The 17,994-nt window shown below is 63.2% G+C and carries 20 protein-coding genes; 15 read left to right on the top strand and 5 right to left on the bottom strand.

Annotation, left to right across the window (positions count from 1 at the left end):
* Positions 1–53: 53 nt before the first annotated feature.
* The 5 genes from VJ673_RS18840 (at position 54) to VJ673_RS18860 (ending at position 4,233) form a co-directional block, all read left to right on the top strand.
* Positions 54–1,028, top strand: coding sequence for a VOC family protein (locus VJ673_RS18840; RefSeq protein ID WP_324127701.1), 975 nt, complete (start codon positions 54–56; stop codon positions 1,026–1,028).
* 77 nt (positions 1,029–1,105) lie between these two features.
* Positions 1,106–1,336 carry a recombinase-like helix-turn-helix domain-containing protein gene (locus VJ673_RS18845; RefSeq protein ID WP_324127702.1) on the top strand — a complete coding sequence of 77 codons (231 nt, stop codon included), beginning with the start codon at positions 1,106–1,108 and terminating at the stop codon, positions 1,334–1,336.
* Between the two features lie 35 nt (positions 1,337–1,371).
* Positions 1,372–2,400, top strand: a complete 1,029-nt coding sequence (locus tag VJ673_RS18850) for an aromatic ring-hydroxylating dioxygenase subunit alpha (RefSeq protein WP_324127703.1) — start codon at positions 1,372–1,374, stop codon at positions 2,398–2,400.
* Between the two features lie 63 nt (positions 2,401–2,463).
* Positions 2,464–3,423 carry a PDR/VanB family oxidoreductase gene (locus tag VJ673_RS18855; protein WP_324127704.1) on the top strand — a complete coding sequence of 320 codons (960 nt, stop codon included), beginning with the start codon at positions 2,464–2,466 and terminating at the stop codon, positions 3,421–3,423.
* A gap of 24 nt (positions 3,424–3,447) precedes the next feature.
* Complete coding sequence (locus VJ673_RS18860; RefSeq protein ID WP_324127705.1) at positions 3,448–4,233, top strand: FRG domain-containing protein; 786 nt, start codon at positions 3,448–3,450, stop codon at positions 4,231–4,233.
* Between the two features lie 331 nt (positions 4,234–4,564).
* On the opposite strand, the gene VJ673_RS18865 is transcribed toward VJ673_RS18860, so the two are convergent.
* Positions 4,565–4,969, bottom strand: coding sequence for a ribonucleotide reductase subunit alpha (locus VJ673_RS18865; RefSeq protein WP_324127706.1), 405 nt, complete (start codon positions 4,967–4,969; stop codon positions 4,565–4,567).
* The gene (locus VJ673_RS18870) at positions 4,872–5,207 is read right to left on the bottom strand and encodes a LysR family transcriptional regulator (RefSeq protein WP_324127775.1); all 336 of its coding nucleotides are present in this window, start codon (positions 5,205–5,207) and stop codon (positions 4,872–4,874) included. Before VJ673_RS18870 ends, VJ673_RS18865 begins: the two co-directional genes overlap by 98 nt.
* Here VJ673_RS18870 and VJ673_RS18875 point away from each other — a divergent pair.
* Positions 5,124–5,654 (top strand): MFS transporter, encoded by a 531-nt coding sequence (locus tag VJ673_RS18875; RefSeq protein WP_324127782.1) that lies wholly within the window; start codon positions 5,124–5,126, stop codon positions 5,652–5,654. The two genes, VJ673_RS18870 and VJ673_RS18875, sit on opposite strands and share 84 nt — an antisense overlap.
* Here VJ673_RS18875 and VJ673_RS18880 read toward each other — a convergent pair.
* Positions 5,646–7,556 (bottom strand): putative bifunctional diguanylate cyclase/phosphodiesterase, encoded by a 1,911-nt coding sequence (locus VJ673_RS18880; protein ID WP_324127707.1) that lies wholly within the window; start codon positions 7,554–7,556, stop codon positions 5,646–5,648. The genes VJ673_RS18875 and VJ673_RS18880 overlap by 9 nt on opposite strands.
* 392 nt (positions 7,557–7,948) lie before the next feature.
* Here VJ673_RS18880 and VJ673_RS18885 point away from each other — a divergent pair, with 392 nt between their 5' ends.
* The 5 genes from VJ673_RS18885 (at position 7,949) to VJ673_RS18905 (ending at position 11,296) form a co-directional block, all read left to right on the top strand.
* On the top strand, positions 7,949–8,185 hold the full coding sequence (locus tag VJ673_RS18885) for an antitoxin (RefSeq protein ID WP_324127708.1): 237 nt from the start codon (positions 7,949–7,951) through the stop codon (positions 8,183–8,185).
* Positions 8,186–8,196: 11 nt separating this feature from the next.
* Entirely contained in the window at positions 8,197–8,601 is a 405-nt protein-coding gene (locus VJ673_RS18890; protein ID WP_324127709.1) for a type II toxin-antitoxin system VapC family toxin, read from the top strand.
* Positions 8,602–9,233: 632 nt separating this feature from the next.
* Positions 9,234–9,551 carry a metal-sulfur cluster assembly factor gene (locus VJ673_RS18895; protein WP_324127710.1) on the top strand — a complete coding sequence of 106 codons (318 nt, stop codon included), beginning with the start codon at positions 9,234–9,236 and terminating at the stop codon, positions 9,549–9,551.
* A 25-nt stretch (positions 9,552–9,576) separates the two neighbouring features.
* Positions 9,577–10,689: a DUF8744 domain-containing protein gene (locus VJ673_RS18900; protein WP_491700808.1), complete on the top strand. Its 1,113-nt coding sequence runs from the start codon at positions 9,577–9,579 to the stop codon at positions 10,687–10,689.
* A gap of 100 nt (positions 10,690–10,789) precedes the next feature.
* The gene (locus VJ673_RS18905; protein WP_324127712.1) at positions 10,790–11,296 is read left to right on the top strand and encodes a TIGR00645 family protein; all 507 of its coding nucleotides are present in this window, start codon (positions 10,790–10,792) and stop codon (positions 11,294–11,296) included.
* Between the two features lie 3 nt (positions 11,297–11,299).
* Here VJ673_RS18905 and VJ673_RS18910 read toward each other — a convergent pair whose 3' ends face one another.
* Both VJ673_RS18910 and map read right to left on the bottom strand, forming a co-directional pair.
* On the bottom strand, positions 11,300–13,879 hold the full coding sequence (locus VJ673_RS18910) for a [protein-PII] uridylyltransferase (RefSeq protein ID WP_324127713.1): 2,580 nt from the start codon (positions 13,877–13,879) through the stop codon (positions 11,300–11,302).
* 18 nt (positions 13,880–13,897) lie between these two features.
* Positions 13,898–14,710, bottom strand: a complete 813-nt coding sequence (gene map, locus VJ673_RS18915; RefSeq protein ID WP_324127714.1) for a type I methionyl aminopeptidase — start codon at positions 14,708–14,710, stop codon at positions 13,898–13,900.
* 290 nt (positions 14,711–15,000) lie between these two features.
* On the opposite strand from map, the gene rpsB reads away from it, so the two are divergent.
* The 4 genes from rpsB to frr are packed head-to-tail and all read left to right on the top strand — an operon-like array spanning position 15,001 to position 17,991.
* A complete protein-coding gene (rpsB, locus tag VJ673_RS18920; protein ID WP_324127715.1) occupies positions 15,001–15,756 on the top strand; it encodes a 30S ribosomal protein S2 in 756 nt (251 codons plus the stop codon).
* Between the two features lie 52 nt (positions 15,757–15,808).
* Positions 15,809–16,696, top strand: a complete 888-nt coding sequence (gene tsf, locus VJ673_RS18925) for a translation elongation factor Ts (RefSeq protein WP_324127716.1) — start codon at positions 15,809–15,811, stop codon at positions 16,694–16,696.
* Between the two features lie 10 nt (positions 16,697–16,706).
* Complete coding sequence (pyrH, locus tag VJ673_RS18930; protein ID WP_324127717.1) at positions 16,707–17,423, top strand: UMP kinase; 717 nt, start codon at positions 16,707–16,709, stop codon at positions 17,421–17,423.
* A gap of 10 nt (positions 17,424–17,433) precedes the next feature.
* Entirely contained in the window at positions 17,434–17,991 is a 558-nt protein-coding gene (gene frr, locus VJ673_RS18935) for a ribosome recycling factor (RefSeq protein ID WP_324127776.1), read from the top strand.
* Positions 17,992–17,994: the final 3 nt, after the last annotated feature.

Genomic DNA, 17,994 nt, shown 5'->3' on the forward strand with positions numbered 1-17,994 from the left:
GGCGCGACAGGCGCCCCGGAAGAAATACAGAGAGAATGAGAGGAGACAGCATCATGGCGGTACTGGGCATCGACGAGATCACCTATCGCGCCGAGGATCTCGCGACCTGCGGGAAGTTCTTTGCCGACTGGGGCCTGCGGCTTGTCGCCGAGCGCGACGACGAGCTCGTGTTCCACACGCTGAACGACTGTGTCGTGCGCGTCGCCCACCCATCGCGCGCCGGCGTGCCGGCCGGCATCGAGGACGGCCCGACCCTGGTCGAGGTCGTGTGGGGCGTCGACAGCGAGGCCAATCTCGCGACCTATGCCGAGGGCCTGCGCGATGCGCCCGGCTACTCGGTCGCGGACGGACGGGTGCGCTGCATCGACCCCAACGGCATCGCACTCGGCCTGCAGGTGAGCCGCAAGCGCGCGGTCGAGGTCGAAGGCGCCGAGTTCAACACCTGGAACCGGCGCCCGCGCGTGAACCGGTCCGCGCCAATCTACGAGCGCGCGGTGCCGATCGAGGTCGGCCACGTCGTGTTCTTCGCCGCGCATCGCGAGAAGGCGGTGCGCTTCTACACGGAGAAGCTCGGTTTCGCGCTGTCGGACCAGTACCCGGGGCGCGGCAGCTTCCTGCGCTGTGCGCCCCATGGCGGCCATCACGACCTGTTCCTGCTGCAGCTGCCGAGCGGCAAGAACGGCCTCAACCACGTCGCCTTCACGGTGCGCGACATCCACGAGGTGATCGGCGGCGGGATGGCGATGGACCGCTGCGGCTGGCGCACCCAGCTCGGCCCGGGTCGCCACCCGGTGTCCTCGGCCTACTTCTGGTACTTCGAGAACCCCGCCGGGGGGCTCGTCGAGTACTACGCCGACGAGGATGAGCTCACCGGCGAATGGGTGCCGCGCGACTTCGAGCCCGGCCCGACGGTGTTCGCGGAATGGGCGGTCGAAGGCGGTATCGACGGGTTCAGTCGCCGGCCGCACGGGGCGGACGCGCCACGCTCGGGCTTTCTCACGGACCGCAGCGGCGAGACCGACCGCTGAGGGGCCGACAAACCTTTATTTCACGCCATCGCCGCGGCATGCACCCGCAGCGAGTCAATCACGAGGAGACATCACATATGTGTATCGCAAACCGGCCGCTCTATCTCGAGCCGCACCAGGCCCGCAGCGCGGCGCCGACCCCCTTCGAGGACCTGCTGGGCGACGCGATCGAGCGCGCCTACGCTCAGGGCATCCACGAGCTGGAGTCCTTGGTCGCCTATCTGAACCAGTCCGGCCCCAGCGCGCCGAACGGCTCGCAGTGGACGACCGAGCTGTTCTGCGCCGAGATGGCCCGCCTCGGCGCCTGAGCGCCGCGACTCGATAACGAATCGGAGATACCAAAGTGAGCACCAAGGAAATCGACCCCATCGACGAATACCTCGCGGACGGCCTGAAGGACCGCTGGTACGCGATCTGCCCGTCCAGCTTCGTCACCGACCGCGCCATCAGCCTGCGCCGCCTCGGCCTCAAGCTCGCCCTGTGGCGCGATCCCGCGAGCGGAACGATCCACTGCCTCGAGGACCACTGCCCGCACCGCGGCGCGCCGCTGTCGGTCGGCGTCGTGCTGGGCGACCGCATCGCCTGCGCCTACCACGGCGTCGAAGTGCGCTGCGACGGCGTCGTCACGCGCGTGCCCGGCAGCCCGGGATGCAAGCTCGAAGGCTCGCGCACGACACGCTCGTACCACGTGCAGGACGCCGCCGGCATGATCTTCCTGTACAACGCCGCGAGCCCCGTCGAGGTGCCGCCGCCGCTGGAGCTGCCCGAGTACCTCGCCTCGCCCGAGTGGAGCAGCTTCCACTCCTACATGGAGTGGAAGAGCGACTACCGCTACGTCGCCGACAACGTCATGGACCCGATGCACGGCGCCTACCTGCACCGCCAGTCGCACTCGATGTCTGAAGGCGACATCTCGGCCGACTTCGTGATCCGCGACACCGACCACGGTTTCTTCTTCGAGAAGAAGGGCCAGCGCAACGTGAACTTCGACTGGACCGAGCTCCACGACGACGGCAAGCTCATGTACCACCGCCTCGAGATCCCCTACCCGAAGACTGGCGGCCCCGGCGGCAACTTCACCATCATCGGCATGTACGTTCCGATCACGCGCGACACCTGCGGCGTCGTGTTCTGGCGCTGCCGCAAGCTGGGTGGCTGGCAGCGCGACGTGTGGCGCTTCCTGTACAAGAACCGCCTTGAGGCGCGGCACTGGGAAGTCGTCGAACAGGACCGCACGACGCTCGAGCTGATGGAGCCCGATGCGTGCGAGCGCGAGTTCCTCTACCAGCACGACATGGGTCTCGTGCGCCAGCGGCGCTACATGCGCAGCATCGCGGCAGAGCAGATCGAGGCCGCCCAGTCGGCCCGCTGAGCGGGTCGCCCACACGACGGGCCGTCCGCATACCGGACGGCCCGCGAGCCGATGGATATCGAGATGACTACAGACGAAACCGTGACGATGCGCGTCGAGGCCATGCGCTACGAGGCCGAGGGCATATTGAGCATCGAACTGGCCGCCCCCGACGGCGCCGAACTGCCCGTGGTGGCTGCGGGCGCGCACGTCGACCTCTTCCTCCCCAACGGAATCGCGCGCAGCTACTCGCTGGTCGTGCCGCGATCCTCGCCGCGCGCCTACGTCGTCGGCGTGCTGCTCGACCGCTCGAGCCGCGGCGGATCGCGCTACATCCACGAGCAGCTGCGCGTCGGCCAGGAGATCCCGGTGTCGCGCCCGCGCAACCATTTCGTCCTCGACGAGGATGCGGGCGACACCGTGCTGCTCGCGGGCGGCATCGGCATCACGCCGATCTACAGCATGTACGCGCGCCTCGTCGCGCTGGGGCGGCCGGTGCGCCTGCTCTATAGCGTGCGCTCGCGCCGCCAGGCCGCGTTCGCGCGCGACATCGAGCGGCTCGGCGGCGCAACCGACTGGCACATCGACGACGAGGCGGGCGGCCCGCCGGACCTCAAGGCCTACCTTGCAAGGTTCGACGTCAAGGCGCATTTCTACTGCTGCGGGCCGACACCGATGATCGACCGCTTCGAGGCGGTGTGCGAGGAGCTCGGCTATCCCAACGTGCATGTCGAACGCTTCGCCGCGCGCACCGACCAGGCGCCCGCCGAAGCCGGTGGCGCCTACGAGCTCGTGCTCCAGCGCAGCCGCCGCAGCCTGCACGTCGCCGCGGGCGAGTCGCTCATCAGCGTGCTGCAGGCGAACCGTATCGAGGTGCCGTTCAACTGCCAGGAAGGGGTGTGTGGCTCGTGCGAGACGCGCATCATCGAAGGCGAGGCCGACCATCGCGACTCGGTGCTGAGCAAGGCCGAGCGGGCGGCCAACAAGAGCATGATGGTGTGCGTCTCGGGCTGCAAGGGCGCGCGCCTGGTGCTCGATCTCTGAGCGGCCGGCGGGCGGGAGAGGGCGATGCAAATCTGCGTCGCGCAGTCGTGGAGCGACCTGCAGGCGCTGCTCTTCGAGGGCGCGTGGAACGAGCGCATCCTTCGCTACCGCTCGCCCTGCGCTTTCCGCGGCCTGGACGATGCGGGCCATCGCCTTGCGACCAGCCTCGCCCGGCTGGGCGGCGACAGCGCGCGGCTCGAGCGCCATCTGATCCGCAACTTCATCAAGTACGCCCACCGCGACGTCGTCGAGCGCGACTCCCTGTGGCACTGGCTCTCGGTCGCGCAGCACCACGGCCTGCCGACGCGCCTCCTCGACTGGACGCACTCGCCACTGGTCGCGATGCACTTCGCGACCGCCCGCGCCGAAGCGATGGAGTGTGACGGCGCGATCTGGTCCATCAACTACGAGCGCGCCCACCGCCTGCTGCCCGCCGTGGTGCGCGACGCGCTCGACCGCGAGGGGGCGAACGCCTTCACGACCGAGATGCTCGCGCACACCGTGACGACGCTGGACAGCCTCGAGGCCATGTCCGCGCAGTCCTTTCTGCTGTTCTTCGAGCCGCCGTCGATCGACGACCGCATCGCGAACCAATACGCGCTGTTCTCGGTGATGTCCTCGGCGGCGGCCGGCGTGGACGACTGGATCGCGCGGCACCCGGCGCTGTGCCGCAAGATCGTCGTGCCGGCGGCCCTCAAGTGGGAGATCCGCGACAAGCTCGATCAGTGCAATATCACCGAGCGGGTGCTGTTCCCCGGGCTGGACGGCCTGAGCCGCTGGCTGGCGCGTCAGTACCGTGCGCGTGCCTGAGGGGTCCCCGCCCCGGGGCGCGATTCTGCCCGGATGGCATGGATCGCGCGGGTCGGCCGCGAGCGCGGCGATGACGGCCCCTTGGCCGCGACGATCCGCGGTACTGGCCGTAGTCGACAGCCGCGGCGCGACCTCGGAGTGTGTGCAGTTGCCGCCGGCGCGATGGGGCACCAGCAGCGGCGCCCAAAGGAGGGCGGGCGATCACGGTGAGGGGGCCGGCCAGGTAGGGTATCGAGGCAGAGCAGCCCTCGCGAAGGGGGGCGCTGCGAGAGGATGAGTCCGCAGCCGTCTCCAGCCCGGACCGACTCGTTGCTGCCGTTGGCGGCGGTGCTTAGGGCAGGGTGACTTGCTGCCCGTCCGGGCGATAGGTCAGCAGATGCTTGACCACTCCGCCCTGAATCGACTTGACCATGGTTTCCAGTGCCTGCTGCGTCGCCTCGTCGCTCGGTTCTCTGCGTCCTTGCCCGCTTAGGCAGCCGACAAACACCATGTCCCAGGATTGTCCGGTGTGGCGCGATTCTTCCACCAGTTCAGCGAAGCTCTGGATTTCGTTGGTTTTCTTGTCTACGTACATCACGGGAACGAGCGCGCCCCCCTGACCATTTTCAAAGATCCGCTTTTCTTCTGCAGAGGCGCCTTCAGGCAATTCGGCCCGCACGAAAACGAACAACAAACGCTGCGGCTCGGGTTGCCGGCGAGCAGTCTCCAAGAGATTTTGAAACCCTGAAATGATCATCTTTCCGTACTTCCCTTCCTGTCGTCAGGAAGCGAATTCTGTCACAAAACCACGAAGGGGCAACGAGAGTGAATCGCCGGGGGCGGGATGCGACCATGGCCTTCGTCACCGCGCGGTAGTAGTCCTCGCCCGATCCGGTCAGCGTGATCTGGCGATGGCCGCGGTGCAGCAGTCGGATGCCGAGCGTTTCCTCGAGCGACCGGATCTGCCGGCTGACGGCGCCGGGCGTGACGTGCAGTTCGTCGGCGGCGACGGTGTCGGCATGGTGGCAGCGCAATTCCTGTCGAAGCGTGGGGGAGTGGTCAGAACGCTGCGCATCGGGCTCGGCATCTCGTTGGTCTCGGCGCTCGCGGCGCTGATGGTGGCCGCGGGCTCGCAACCGACACTGCTCCAGCTGCTCCTGCCGCAGCTGCCGCTGGCCTTCGGGGCTGGTCTCGTGATTCCGAGCGCCATTGCCGGCGCAGTGACGCCCCAAGGTCAGCGCGCGGGGCTCGCGGCCGGATTGCTCGGCTGTCTGCAAATGTTCGGCGCTGCGCTGTTCGGCTACGTCGCAGTGCGACTCTATGCGGGAACGGCGGTGCCGATGCTGGCGATCCAGGTCGGTGCGTTCGCACTCGCCGCAGCCGTGATGCTGCTGATCCATCGCCAATCACCGGACGCCACCGCGGCGCGGCAGTCAGTGTAGCGTCGCGTGGAACATGTCTTCGGGCAGATGCCAGCTCGCGAACTCCTCCGCGGGCAGCGGCTGGCTGATGAAGTAGCCCTGGGCAACGTCGCACTTGAGCGCGGCCAGGCGGGTCCATGTCGCCTGGTCCTCGACGCCTTCGGCGATCACGCTGAGGCCCAGGTCGTGGCCGAGGTCGATCGTCGAGCGCACGATCGCGTCCGAGCCTTCGTGCTCGAGCATGCGGCCGACGAAGGACTGGTCGATCTTGATCGAGTCCGTCGGCAAGCGCTGCAGATAAGTGAGGCTGGAAAAGCCGGTGCCGAAGTCATCGATCGCGAGGTGGACGCCCAAGTCCCTGAGGCGCTTGAGCGTCTCGAGCGACCCGCGCGGATCCTCCAGCAGTGCGCTTTCGGTGATTTCGAACTGGACGTTCCCCGCGTCGACGCCCCAGGTGAGGAAGAGCCCGCGGATGCGGTCCACGAGGCGGGAGTCGAGGAGGTCCCTCGTGGATAGGTTGATGGCCAGCGGTACCGCGATGCCGTCGGACTGCCAAGTGTAGACCTGTCGAAAGGCCTCGCCCAGCACCCAGTTCGTGAGCGGTGTGATCAGGCCGGCCTTCTCAGCCATCTTGATGAAGCGGTCCGGCCCGATCAGCCCGTGCTCGGGATGGGCCCAGCGCACCAGCGCTTCGGCGCCGCAGGGGATGCCGGTGGCGATGTCGACCTTGGGCTGGCAGTACAGGCGCAGTTGCTCGTCGGCGATCGCGTGATGCAGCTCGGCGACCAGCGACAGGTTGCGGTTGCAGTCGCGGTCCAGGTTTCCGGTGAAGATGGCGAAGTTGCCTGGGCTCTGGCGTGCCTCGCGCGAAGCCAGCGCCGCACGTCGCATGAGGGCGTCCGGGCCGGGGCCGTGGCCGGGGAACAGCGCGATCCCGACGCGCGGCCGCGCGTCGATTGCGAAGCCGGACAGTTTGAGCGGTTGGTCGAAGGCCGCGAGAACGCGGACTGCTCTCTGCCCCGCGCGCTCGGCGTCAGTGTCGCGCCACAGCACTGCAAACTCGTCGTCGCTGACCCGCGCGAGCAGGTCCTCGTCGTCGAGAAGAGGGCGCAGGATTGCCGCAGCCTGGACCAGCAGTTCGTTGCCGTGCTGCGCCCCGAGCAACTCGTTGACCTCGCGGAACTGGTCGAGCGCGACGATGCTGACGGCAAACGGGCGAGGCGTTCGCGGCGATCGCGCGATCAACTCGCCGAGTCGTTTGTGGAACAGCGAACGGTTGGGCAGGTCGGTCACCGGGTCGTACAGGGCCACGCGCTGCAAGGCCGCTTCGGCCTCCAGCTGGCGATTGCGCGCGCGGAGGGCTCCGATGCCGAACGCCACGTCCTCGGCAAGTTCGCTGAGCACGTTGACCTCCTCGTTCCCGAAGGCGTCCTTGTCGCCGGCGATGATGGTGAGATTACCCTCCACCTGGCCGTCGATGATCAACGGAAAGGCACTTACGGCCACGTAGCCGCGTTTGCGCTGCTCGGCGTGCAGGAATGCGAGCGCGGGATCCTCCTGCACGAGATGGCTCACGCGCGGTGCGCCGCTGCGGATCGCGAGTGCCGTGGGATGCTTGATTTCGTCGGCCCACGACAGCGGGAAAAACTCCCAGATCCCTTCCTCGGCCCCAGCACACGCCATCATCCGGATGGTCCGTTTCTCGTCGCGGTCCGCGTAGCCGATCCATGCCATGCGGTAACCGCCCTGATCGACGATGGCGTGGCACATGTCCTGCAGCAGGGCTTCTTCGTCGACCGCGCGCGCAAGCGTCCGGTTGCCGGCGCTCAGCGTCTTCAAGGCCCGGTACAGGCGCTTGTAGTCCTCGATGGACACGCAGGCCGCTTCAGGGGGCCGCGTGCTTTCGTCCTTGGCTCCGTCCATGTTCCGCCTCCTTGCAGCCCGATGACCGAGGGGGCCCGCGAGGCGGCACCCGCGCAAGCGTTCATCCCCGTCGCGAAGAGACGCATGAACCACTCCGCAAAGCGCCTCATTTCTTAGTCAGGGAAGTCCGCGGTGCGTTCCATCGTGGCTTGCGCTGACTTGAGTAAAGCTCAAGCAAGTCCGTGTGATTTATCGATTGTCGCGGCTTTGTCGGAAAGCAACCATGCCGCATCGTGAACATCTCCCCACGGGCGTGGCTCGGCGGCGAAGGGCGGGGTGGCCCTGATCACGGTGACGGGAAGCAAGGTTCCTGCATGTACATCCGTCGTATTTACAAGATAGTTCTCCCAGACTAGTGTACATACATCGTACATCCACCGCAGGAGCTTCCCATGCGCACCACGCGCGCATTCAAGAACGGCAATTCACAGGCCGTGCGCATTCCATCGGACCTGGCTTTCGAACGCACCGACATCGAGCTGGAAATCGAACGCGTTGGCGACGAGTTGCGCATTCGTCCCGCTCGTCGGTCTCTCGCTGGTGTGATGGCCAAGTTCGCGAGGTTCTCCCCGGACTTCATGGCTGAAGGTCGCGGCGATCAGGAGCAAGCCGAAAGGGATTCGCTGTGATGGCGCGGTACATGCTCGACACCAACATGTGCATCTATCTGATGAAGAACCATCCCGAGGAGGTCGCTCGACGTTTTGCCCAGTGCTATGTGGGGGATGTCGTGATGTCAGCAATCACCTTTGCCGAACTTCAATACGGCGTAGCGGCCTCGGCCGATCCGGAGCGCGAGCGCGCCAATCTCGACGACCTCGCTCAGGATATCCCCGTCATGCCGTTTGATGCCGAGGCTGCACTTGCGTATGGCCCGATCCGACTGGCCTCTCGCGAGAGCAAGAAGGATCATCTCGACAAGTTGATTGCAGCCCATGCGGTGGCGCTCGGCGTTACGGTCGTCACCAACAACACGAAGGACTTCGCAAGGTACCTCGAAGTGGTGACGGAGAACTGGCTGACGCCAACGGAACCGGAGCATTGACTGCCGACGGAGAGCTTCAACGTGGTGGAGACTACTGTTCAGCCTCTCAGTGTCATGGGGGACCCATCGGATCTTGCCGAGGATGCGGCCGTGCGGCTGCTCTCGCCGATCGATCCGAGTGGTGATTACTTGGTAGCATCCGGTGGTGACTGTCGTGTGGATAAGGACATCGGCATCAGCCAGCTTACACCCGACGGCCTTTGAAAACTCCGCCGTAGTTCCGCGCCGTCACTGGGTTTGGCGCGGCGTTGTGTTGAAATAAAAGTGACGTAAGTGTTTGATTTACTAGCTTAGAACCCGGTCTTGTGGCTCCAGTTGTCACCGGTTCGATCCCGGTATGTCGCCCCAAGCTACAGCAAAAACAGGCGCCTTCAGGCGCCTGTTTTGTTTCGCCCCTATTTCAATATCGGCTTTCGTTCAGAGCGAAGTTGCGCCCTCCAACTGTGTTTTGCGTCCCGTGCCGTATGTCCGGCTTAATGTTGTCCCGCGGAAGCGCTGGCGCTATTCTCCTTATTGATTGTTGAGTGCGGGCTCCCCGGCGGAGTTCGGCTTTCGAAAACACACGCGCGGCTGACGGACTGCATGTCGTAATTTGATGTGCTGCGGTCCGCGTGCCAAATGGATGGCAAATTATGTCGGACGCTTCTGGCGCTATTGATCTAGACCAAATCAGGGAATTGCTGCGGCAGGTTATTGATCCGGAGGTCGGCATCAATATCGTTGACCTGGGGTTGATATACGGCCTTGAATTCGCTGACGACGAATTGCTCATTCGTCTGACCATGACATCCCCGGCCTGCCCTCTCGGCGACGTGATTGTCTCGGATATCGATTCAGTGCTGGACCCTGCTGTGCCTCAGGACATTCGAATCCGGGTGATGCTGGTCTGGGAGCCGCCCTGGAGTCCGGAGTTGATGACGCCGGAAGCGCGCAAACATTTTGGATGGTGAGTCGGTTCGGTCCGCGACTTCATATATGCGTAGCCGACTGATACTTCTTTTGCCGGCCGTGATGATCCTGATCGCGGCTGTGATGGCTGGTATCGCTCGCCTCGGCGTTCCGACGCCGCTGCAGGCGTCCATTCTCGCAGCGGTGCACGGGCCGCTGATGGTGTGCGCCTTCTTCGGCACCGTTATCAGCCTGGAGCGCGCCGTCGCCCTTGGCGGCGCCTGGGTTTATCTCGCGCCGGCGGCCTGTGCCTTGGGTGGCGTCGCGCTGGTGGTAGGATTGCCTCCGGAGGCGGCTGCGCTCTTGTTTGTCTGCGGTAGTGCTGTTCTCGTTGCCGCGAGTATTGAGGTGATACGGCGTCATCTGGCGGCTCATACGGTGACGTTGCTCCTGGCCGCACTGTGTTGGCTCGTGGGGAACCTTGTGTGGGCATTCCGTGCAGAGGGGGCGCTGCCGGTGGCTGCCTGGCTCGGCTTCCTTGTGATCACGATTGCCGGCGAGCGTCTTGAGTTGACGCGTTTGTTGCCACGGAAGCGTGCGGCGCTGCCTATGTTTCTTCTTGCGGTCGGCGTCGTTTCGGCCGGGTGCCTGATGTCGTTCCATATGCCGGACGTCGGAAATCGGGTCTTCGGTCTTGGCCTGCTGTTGCTTGCCTTGTGGCTCGCACGGTACGACATTGCGCGTCACAACGTCAGGCAGAGCGGCCTTACGCGCTTCATTGCGGTCTGCCTGCTGTCAGGCTATGGCTGGCTGGCCTTTGGCGGTGTTCTGGCGGCATTGGGCGGCTTGGAGGTGGGCGTGCCATGGCGTGACGCGGCGCTGCACGCGGTAGGGCTTGGGTTCGTGGTCGCGATGGTGTTCGGCCATGCGCCAATCATCCTGCCGGCCGTCGCGCGCGTGCGCATCGCCTATCATCCCGCGATGTATTTTCCGCTAGTGCTTCTGCACCTATCGTTGGCACTGCGGGTCGCGTCATTTGCACCGGCGCTGCATGGGCTTCATGCCGCGTCCGGCGTCGCGAATGCAATCGCTCTCGCTGTTTTCGGGATAGTGATCGGCAGTCGCGTTTCCCGCGCGGGGGGACATCCACGGCAATCCCCCATCCGGAGGCAAAACGCCGGGCCCGGCCGATCCGAATGACCGCTTGCTGATGCAGGAGAGATCTCTCTGCCTCGGCGGGAGGGGCGGTGCGACGATAGCGCTGCTAAAATGCCCGGCCCCAACATACTTCGGCTAGACAATGAAACGTATTGAATCTGCCTTCGAGCATGCGCTGTTTGCCAGCCGATGGCTGATGGCGCCTGTGTATATGGGCCTTGTCCTGGCGCTTGTTGTGCTGCTCGTGAAGTTCGGCAAGGAGATCTATCACCTGTTCGCCAACATCATGGAAGCGACGGGCGGCGAAATGATCATCGGCGTGCTGTCGCTGGTGGATATCGCACTGATCATGAGTCTATTGGTGATCATCATGTTCAGCGGCTATGAGAACTTCGTGTCGAAGATGGAGGATCTGCATTCGCATGCAGACCGTCCCGAATGGATGGGACACATCGGCTTTTCCGACCTGAAAATCAAGCTTATCGGCTCGATCGTAGCGATCTCCGGTATTGAATTGCTGAAGGCCTTCATGAACGTCGGAAATCTGCCCGACCGCCACCTTGCGTGGATGGTCGGTATTCATTTGACGTTTGTCGTTTCCGGTCTGCTCTATGCATTGATGGACCGCCTTCACGGCAAAGGGCACTGACTGCTAGAGCTGGAGTCGCTCGAGGAGTTCTCGCTCGATCTGCAGGACGCGTGAATCGATCGAGAGCGCTTGGCCGCTGACCAGGAAGGTGTCTTCGACTCGCTCGCCGAGGGTCGCGATCTTTGCCGTGTAAAGCCGGATTTCATGCTGGGCCAGGACTTCGGCCACCGAAAACAGCAGCCCGGGGCGGTCCGCAGCGACCAGCGACAGTATATGGTGCTTGCCTGAATCGTCGGGCTGGATGCTGATCTGTGGGGTGATCGGAAAGTGCTTCACCTGGCGCGAGAGGCGACCGGTCGCGGGTCGATCGGGCGCAGCAGGTTTCGTCAGACGCTCCGCGAGGTCGTGCTCGATGAGCGTGATCATGTCGCGGTAATGCAAGTCGTTACCAGGATCTTGCAGGACGAAGCTGTCGAGCGCATAGCCGTGACGGGTCGTGTGCACTTTCGCGTCCAGGATCGAGAACCCCAGTCGCCCGAAGAAGCCGGTCAGTCGCACGAACAGATCCTTCTGGTCGCGCGTGAAGACCATGACCTGGACGCCCTGGTTTTCTTCAGGGACCCGCGCCTTGACGACCGGTTCGTCGGCATCGGGGCGAAAATAGAGCATCCGCGAATGCCAGGCGATTTCCTCGGCCGAATGGCGCATGAAATAGACGGCATCTAGCTGCTTCCAGAACGCGTCCTCCATTCCTGGGCGCAGTCCGTAATAGCGGAGCAGGGCGCGGGCATTTTCCTGTCGGTCGTCCAGTCCGAGAGCTTGCTGCGGCGTCGCGCCGCGTAGCAGTTTCTGTGTGGCGAAGAACAGATCCTCGAGCAGCTTTCCCTTCCAGCCATTCCAGACTTTCGGGCTGGTTCCACGGATGTCGGCGTGGGTGAGGAGGTAGAGCGCAACAAGGCGACGCTCCTCGCCGACCGTGTCGGCAAACCGGCGAATCACCTCCGGGTCCGACGTGTCCTCCTTCTGAGCGACATGCGACATCGTAAGGTGGTGTTCGACCAGCCATACGACAAGATCGGCGTCCTTCTGCGAAAGGTTGTGCGTTTCGCAGAATTCGCGCGCCTCGACCATTCCGAGCTTCGAATGATCACCGCCTCGTCCCTTCGCGACATCGTGGTATAGCGCAGCGATGTAGAGCAGCCAAGCCCGCTCGAAGCCGAGAATCAGGCGCGTCATCAACGGGTATTCGTGTGCATGTTCGCCCATCGTGAATCGCCGGACGTTGCGCAGCACCATCATGATGTGCTGATCCACCGTGTAGACGTGGAACAGGTCGTGCTGCATCTGGCCGACGATCCTGCGCCACGGCGGGAGGTAGCCACTCAGGATGCCATATTGATTCATGCGCCGAAATTCGTGCACGATGCCGCGGCGTTGCTGCAGCAGTTCTAGGAACAGGGCCTGGTTTTTCGGGTCGGCGCGGAAGCTCGCGTTGATGCGTTTACGATTCAGCCACAGCGCGCGTAAGGTGCGCGCCGTCATGCCTTTCAGTTCCGAGCGCTGCTGCAGCAGGAGAAAACACTCCAGCAGGGCCGAAGGGTGGTTCTCGAAAGTGTCTTCCGTGCGCATGTCCAGCAGTTCGCGTACTGCCTGGAAGCGTTCGTTGATGACTATGGCCGGCCCGCCACGGTTCGGGAAGATCTCGGCGCCGTAGTTTTGCAACAGGATCGTGTTGGTCTGCGTGATCTTCTTCGCGTTCACGTAGTAGCGCTGCATGAACACTTCGGAGGCGCGCTTGCCGGCCGTGGCCTCCACACCGAAGGCGCGCGCGAGCTTCTCCTGATGGTCGAACAGGAGCCGATCCTCGGCGCGTCCCGCCAAGTAGTGCAATCGGATGCGGACGTGTTGGAGGAAGCGTTCGATGCTGCGCAGATCCGTCGCCTCGGCACCCGTGATCAGGCGTCGCCGGGCGAGGTCGCGCCAATTGCGTCCCAGACCCGCGGCGCGGGCAATCCATCCGAGCATTTGCAGATCCCGCATGCCGCCCGGGCTTTCCTTGCAGTTCGGCTCTAGCGCGTATGGCGTGTCGTTGAAGCGTGCGTAGCGATTTTCCTGTTCGAGTTGCTTGGCCTTGAAGAAGGCGCGCACGTCGAGTCGCTCGCGGTATTCGTTTGCGAACCGATCGAACAACGTTCGATTGCCGGCGAGGAGGCGAGCTTCGAGGAGGTTTGTCTGAACCGTGATGTCTTGGTCTGCGGCGGCGAGGCATTCTTCGATCGTACGCACGCTTTGACCGATTTCCAGTCCAACGTCCCACAGCGCGCCGATTAGGGTGGAAAGGCTGGCCTGGAGCGCGCTGTCGGGTTCGGATGGAAGGAGGACCAGGAGGTCAACGTCTGAATGAGGGAAAAGCTCGCCGCGCCCATAACCCCCGACCGCGACAAGTGCAGCATCGGCAGGTATTCCGCAAATGCGCCAGAGGTGCAGGACGGCTTCATCGACGAGGTGCGCTCTGCCGCGCAAGACTGCCGTGGTGGCCGGATGCACCTCATAGGCGGCGCGGATGCGCGCACCGCCGGCGGCGAGGGACCCGCGTGCGTTCGCAATGGCCGCCTGGATTGCGTCGATCGATATTACGCTCATCCCGTTCTTGGCTTCCGCTCAGGAAAGAAGTGGGGCAACGAGTGCCGGTGGAGGAGGGCAGTCGGGTGAGACCGTGAGGACCTCGAAACCTGTCGGCGTAATGAGGATCGTGTGTTCCCATTGGGCCGACAGGCTGCGATCCTTGGTCACTATGGTCCAGCCGTCCGGCAGTTCGGAGATGGCCGCCTTGCCCGCGTTGATCATCGGTTCGATGGTAAAGGTCATGCCGGGAAGCAATTCGGGCCCGGTTCCAGCTTTGCCGTAGTGCAGGACTTGGGGCTCCTCATGGAATTTGAGTCCGATTCCGTGACCGCAGAACTCCCTTACAACCGAAAAACCACTGTCTTCGGCATGCTTCTGGATGATCTGGCCGATGTCGCCAAGTCGTGCGCCCGGCTTGACGACGGAAATGCCCAGCCACAGACACTCAAGGGTCACTTGGCAAAGGCGCCTGGCCAGGATACTTCCATCTCCTACGATGAACATGCGACTGGTATCGCCATGGTATCCGTCCTTGATGACGGTGATGTCGAGGTTGACGATATCGCCCTTCTTGAGTGCCTTCGGGCCCGGTACGCCGTGGCACACTTGATGGTTGATCGAAGTGCAGATCGACTTGGGATAGGGCGGATAGCCGGGGGGGGCGTAGTTCAGCGGAGCGGGAATGGTCTGTTGGACGTTGACCATATACTCATGACATAGCTGATCCAGCTCGCCGGTTGTCACGCCGGGTTTGACGAAGGGGGCGATGTAGTCGAGAACTTCGGCGGCGAGTCGGCCGGCGACGCGCATTTTCTCGATTTCGTCGGGTGTTTTTATCGTGATGCTCATTTGTCGGGGGTCCGAAGCTAATTCGCTAAAGGAGGAAGGCTAGCGCATGGAGCGGGTCGCAGCAAATTGCCCGCGTCGGCCTGAGGAGGTCCGCTTGTATGCTCGCCTTGAGTGGGTGGGGTTGAAGCTGTTATCATCTCGGGCTTGTCCGCCTTTGCGTGCGGGCAAAATCCCCACGCCCGGCAGTGCGCCGAAAGGGTCCGCTGTCCGGCTCAATGCCTGATGGCGGTGGTGACGGTCAAACGCCGTCGTGCCGGGCGGAGGTTCAACCCTTTGATTTGGAGTAACACATGTCCGTCACGATGCGCCAGATGCTGGAAGCTGGCATCCACTTTGGTCACCAAACCCGCTTCTGGAACCCGCGCATGGCCCCGTATATCTTCGGCCAGCGCAACAAGATCCACATCGTCAACCTCGAGAAGACGCTTGCCAAGTACAACGAGGCAATGGATTACATCCGCAAGCTTTCCGCCAATCGCGGCAATGTGCTGATGGTCGGCACGAAGCGTCAGTCGCGTGAAATCGTTGCGGAAGAAGCTCGCCGTGCAGGTGTTCCGTTCGTTGACGAGCGCTGGCTGGGCGGCATGCTGACCAACTTCAAGACGGTCAAGCAGTCGATCAAGCGCCTGAAGGAAATGGAAGCCATGGTCGAAGACGGTTCGATCGAGCGCCTTTCCAAGAAGGAAGCGCTGATGGCGTCGCGCGAAATGGACAAGCTGCAGAAGAGTATCGGCGGCATCAAGGATATGGGCGGCCTGCCCGACGCGCTGTTCGTGATCGACGTCGGCTATCACAAGATCGCCGTCACCGAAGCCAAGAAGCTCGGTATTCCGGTCATCGCCGTGGTCGATACGAACCACTCGCCCGAAGGCGTGGATTACATCATTCCCGGTAACGACGATTCGTCGCGCGCGATCCGTCTCTACGCCCGTGGCGTTGCCGATGCCGTACTCGAAGGTCGTGCGCTGGCCATGCAGGACATCGTTGCCGGCGGCTCCGACGAGTTCGTCGAAGTCGAAGAAGAAGGCGCGGACGATCAGGCCTGAGCCTTCCCGGTTGTCGATGACAACGCATTGAATTCGTAATTCAGGAGTTAGCATGGCGGAAATTACCGCAAGCATGGTCAAGGAACTGCGCGAGAAGACCGACGCGCCCATGATGGAATGCAAGAAGGCGCTGACTGAAGCTGCCGGCGACCTCGCGAAGGCCGAAGAGATCCTCCGCGTGAAGTTGGGTAACAAGGCGAGCAAGGCTGCATCGCGCGTGACGGCTGAAGGCATCGTCTCGACCTACCTGTCCGCGGACCGCAAGCTCGCCGCGATGGTGGAAGTGAACTGCGAAACCGACTTCGTCGCCAAGAACGATGACTTCCTCGCGTTCGCCGCCTCGGTCGCCGAGCTCGTCGCGAAGAACAATCCAGCCGACGTGGGCGCGGTGGCGGCGCTCGATCTGAACGGCCAGTCCGTCGAGGCCGTCCGTACGGCGCTCGTTGGCAAGATCGGCGAGAACATCACCGTTCGTCGTTTCACTCGCGTCGATGCCAAGGGCGCCGTCGCCAACTACATTCACGGTGGCGCCAAGATTGGCGTGCTGGTGGATCTCGTCGGTGGCGACGAAGCGCTGGGCAAGGACATCGCGATGCACGTCGCTGCTGCCAAGCCCAAGGCACTGACCGCCGCTGAAGTTTCGTCCGAGCTGATCGACACCGAGCGTCGGATCGCGATCGAGAAGGCGCGCGAAGCTGGCAAGCCCGACGCGATGCTCGAGAAGATCGCGGAAGGCAGCGTGCAGAAGTTCCTGAAGGAAGTCACGCTGCTGAGCCAGCCGTTCGTCAAGGACGACAAGCTCACCATCGAAGCGCTGGCCAAGTCGCGCAATGCTTCCGTCGCAGGCTTCACGCTCTATCTGGTTGGCGAAGGCATCGAGAAGAAGGTGAACGACTTCGCCGCCGAAGTTGCCGCGCAAGCTGCTGCTGCAAAGAAGTAAGAGGTAAGCGATGAGTGTTGCCGCCTATAAGCGAATCATGTTGAAACTGTCCGGCGAAGCCCTGATGGGTGACGACGCGTACGGAATCAACGAGGACGTCGTCGGTCGCATCGTCGCCGAAATCGCCGAGGTGCAAAGTCTCGGTGTGCAGGTGGGAGTCGTGATCGGGGGCGGCAACATTTTTCGCGGGATGAAGGGCGCCGCATCGGGCATGGATCGTGCAACGGCCGATTACATGGGGATGCTGGCGACCGTCATGAATGCCATGGCGCTCGCCGATGCGCTGCGTCGCGCTGGAGTCGAAGCGCGAGTGCAGTCTGCTCTGCGGATAGACCAAGTCGTCGAGCCCTATATTCGCGGGCGCGCCATACGGCATCTTGAAGAAGGCCGTGTTGTAATTTTCGCGGCGGGTACCGGTAATCCGTTCTTTACGACCGACACCGCGGCGGCGTTGCGCGGTTCGGAAATGGCCGCACAGATCGTCCTGAAGGCGACCAAGGTCGACGGCGTTTATACGGCCGACCCGAAAAAGGACCCGGACGCAAAGCGGTACCACCGAATCAGTTTCGACGAAGCAATCGGGCGCAACCTGGAGGTCATGGATACGACCGCGTTCGCCCTGTGCAGGGATCAGAAGCTACCGATCAACGTGTTCTCGATCTTCAAGTCGGGGGCACTCAAGCGTGTCGTGCTTGGTCAGGACGAAGGCACGCTGGTTCATTCCTGAGGGCTCGATGATGATTGCCGAACTCAAGAAAGCGATCGAGCAGAAGATGCAGAAGTCGATCGATGTGCTCAAGACGGACTTGGCCAAGGTCCGTACCGGACGAGCCCATACCGGTCTGCTCGATCACGTGATGGTGGAATACTATGGCAGTATGGTGCCGATCAATCAGGTCGCGAACGTGACGCTGGCAGACGCCCGCACGATCGGCGTCCAGGCGTGGGAAAAGCCCATGCTGGCGAAGATCGAGAAGGCGATTCGCGAAAGCGATCTGGGCCTGAACCCGTCGAACATGGGTGAAATGCTTCGCGTGCCTATGCCGGCGCTGACCGAGGAGCGTCGCCGCGACCTGACGAAGGTTGTCCGCCACGAAGGCGAGACCGCGAAGGTTGCCGTGCGGAACCTGCGCCGCGATGCAAACCAGCAGCTCAAGGATGCCGTAAAGGACAAGACGATCTCCGAAGACGACGAGCGCCGGGCGCAAGACGACGTTCAGAAGCTGACCGACAAGTACATCGGTGAGGTCGACAAGCTGCTCGCCCAGAAAGAACAGGAACTGATGCAGATTTGATCC

The organism is Aromatoleum sp. (assembly GCF_035254505.1).
Classification (GTDB): domain Bacteria; phylum Pseudomonadota; class Gammaproteobacteria; order Burkholderiales; family Rhodocyclaceae; genus Aromatoleum.

What these genes read in the sequence shown, in the direction of transcription:
- VJ673_RS18840 (WP_324127701.1), top strand. Translation starts at nt 54, where the DNA reads ATGGCGGTACTGGGCATCGACGAGATCACCTATCGCGCCGAGGATCTC.
- VJ673_RS18845 (WP_324127702.1), top strand. Translation starts at nt 1,106, where the DNA reads ATGTGTATCGCAAACCGGCCGCTCTATCTCGAGCCGCACCAGGCCCGC.
- VJ673_RS18855 (WP_324127704.1), top strand. Translation starts at nt 2,464, where the DNA reads ATGACTACAGACGAAACCGTGACGATGCGCGTCGAGGCCATGCGCTAC.
- VJ673_RS18860 (WP_324127705.1), top strand. Translation starts at nt 3,448, where the DNA reads ATGCAAATCTGCGTCGCGCAGTCGTGGAGCGACCTGCAGGCGCTGCTC.
- VJ673_RS18865 (WP_324127706.1), bottom strand. Translation starts at nt 4,969, where the DNA reads ATGATCATTTCAGGGTTTCAAAATCTCTTGGAGACTGCTCGCCGGCAA.
- VJ673_RS18875 (WP_324127782.1), top strand. Translation starts at nt 5,124, where the DNA reads ATGGCCGCGGTGCAGCAGTCGGATGCCGAGCGTTTCCTCGAGCGACCG.
- VJ673_RS18880 (WP_324127707.1), bottom strand. Translation starts at nt 7,556, where the DNA reads ATGGACGGAGCCAAGGACGAAAGCACGCGGCCCCCTGAAGCGGCCTGC.
- VJ673_RS18885 (WP_324127708.1), top strand. Translation starts at nt 7,949, where the DNA reads ATGCGCACCACGCGCGCATTCAAGAACGGCAATTCACAGGCCGTGCGC.
- VJ673_RS18890 (WP_324127709.1), top strand. Translation starts at nt 8,197, where the DNA reads ATGCTCGACACCAACATGTGCATCTATCTGATGAAGAACCATCCCGAG.
- VJ673_RS18895 (WP_324127710.1), top strand. Translation starts at nt 9,234, where the DNA reads ATGTCGGACGCTTCTGGCGCTATTGATCTAGACCAAATCAGGGAATTG.
- VJ673_RS18900 (WP_491700808.1), top strand. Translation starts at nt 9,577, where the DNA reads ATGCGTAGCCGACTGATACTTCTTTTGCCGGCCGTGATGATCCTGATC.
- VJ673_RS18905 (WP_324127712.1), top strand. Translation starts at nt 10,790, where the DNA reads ATGAAACGTATTGAATCTGCCTTCGAGCATGCGCTGTTTGCCAGCCGA.
- VJ673_RS18910 (WP_324127713.1), bottom strand. Translation starts at nt 13,879, where the DNA reads ATGAGCGTAATATCGATCGACGCAATCCAGGCGGCCATTGCGAACGCA.
- map (WP_324127714.1), bottom strand. Translation starts at nt 14,710, where the DNA reads ATGAGCATCACGATAAAAACACCCGACGAAATCGAGAAAATGCGCGTC.
- rpsB (WP_324127715.1), top strand. Translation starts at nt 15,001, where the DNA reads ATGTCCGTCACGATGCGCCAGATGCTGGAAGCTGGCATCCACTTTGGT.
- tsf (WP_324127716.1), top strand. Translation starts at nt 15,809, where the DNA reads ATGGCGGAAATTACCGCAAGCATGGTCAAGGAACTGCGCGAGAAGACC.
- pyrH (WP_324127717.1), top strand. Translation starts at nt 16,707, where the DNA reads ATGAGTGTTGCCGCCTATAAGCGAATCATGTTGAAACTGTCCGGCGAA.
- frr (WP_324127776.1), top strand. Translation starts at nt 17,434, where the DNA reads ATGATTGCCGAACTCAAGAAAGCGATCGAGCAGAAGATGCAGAAGTCG.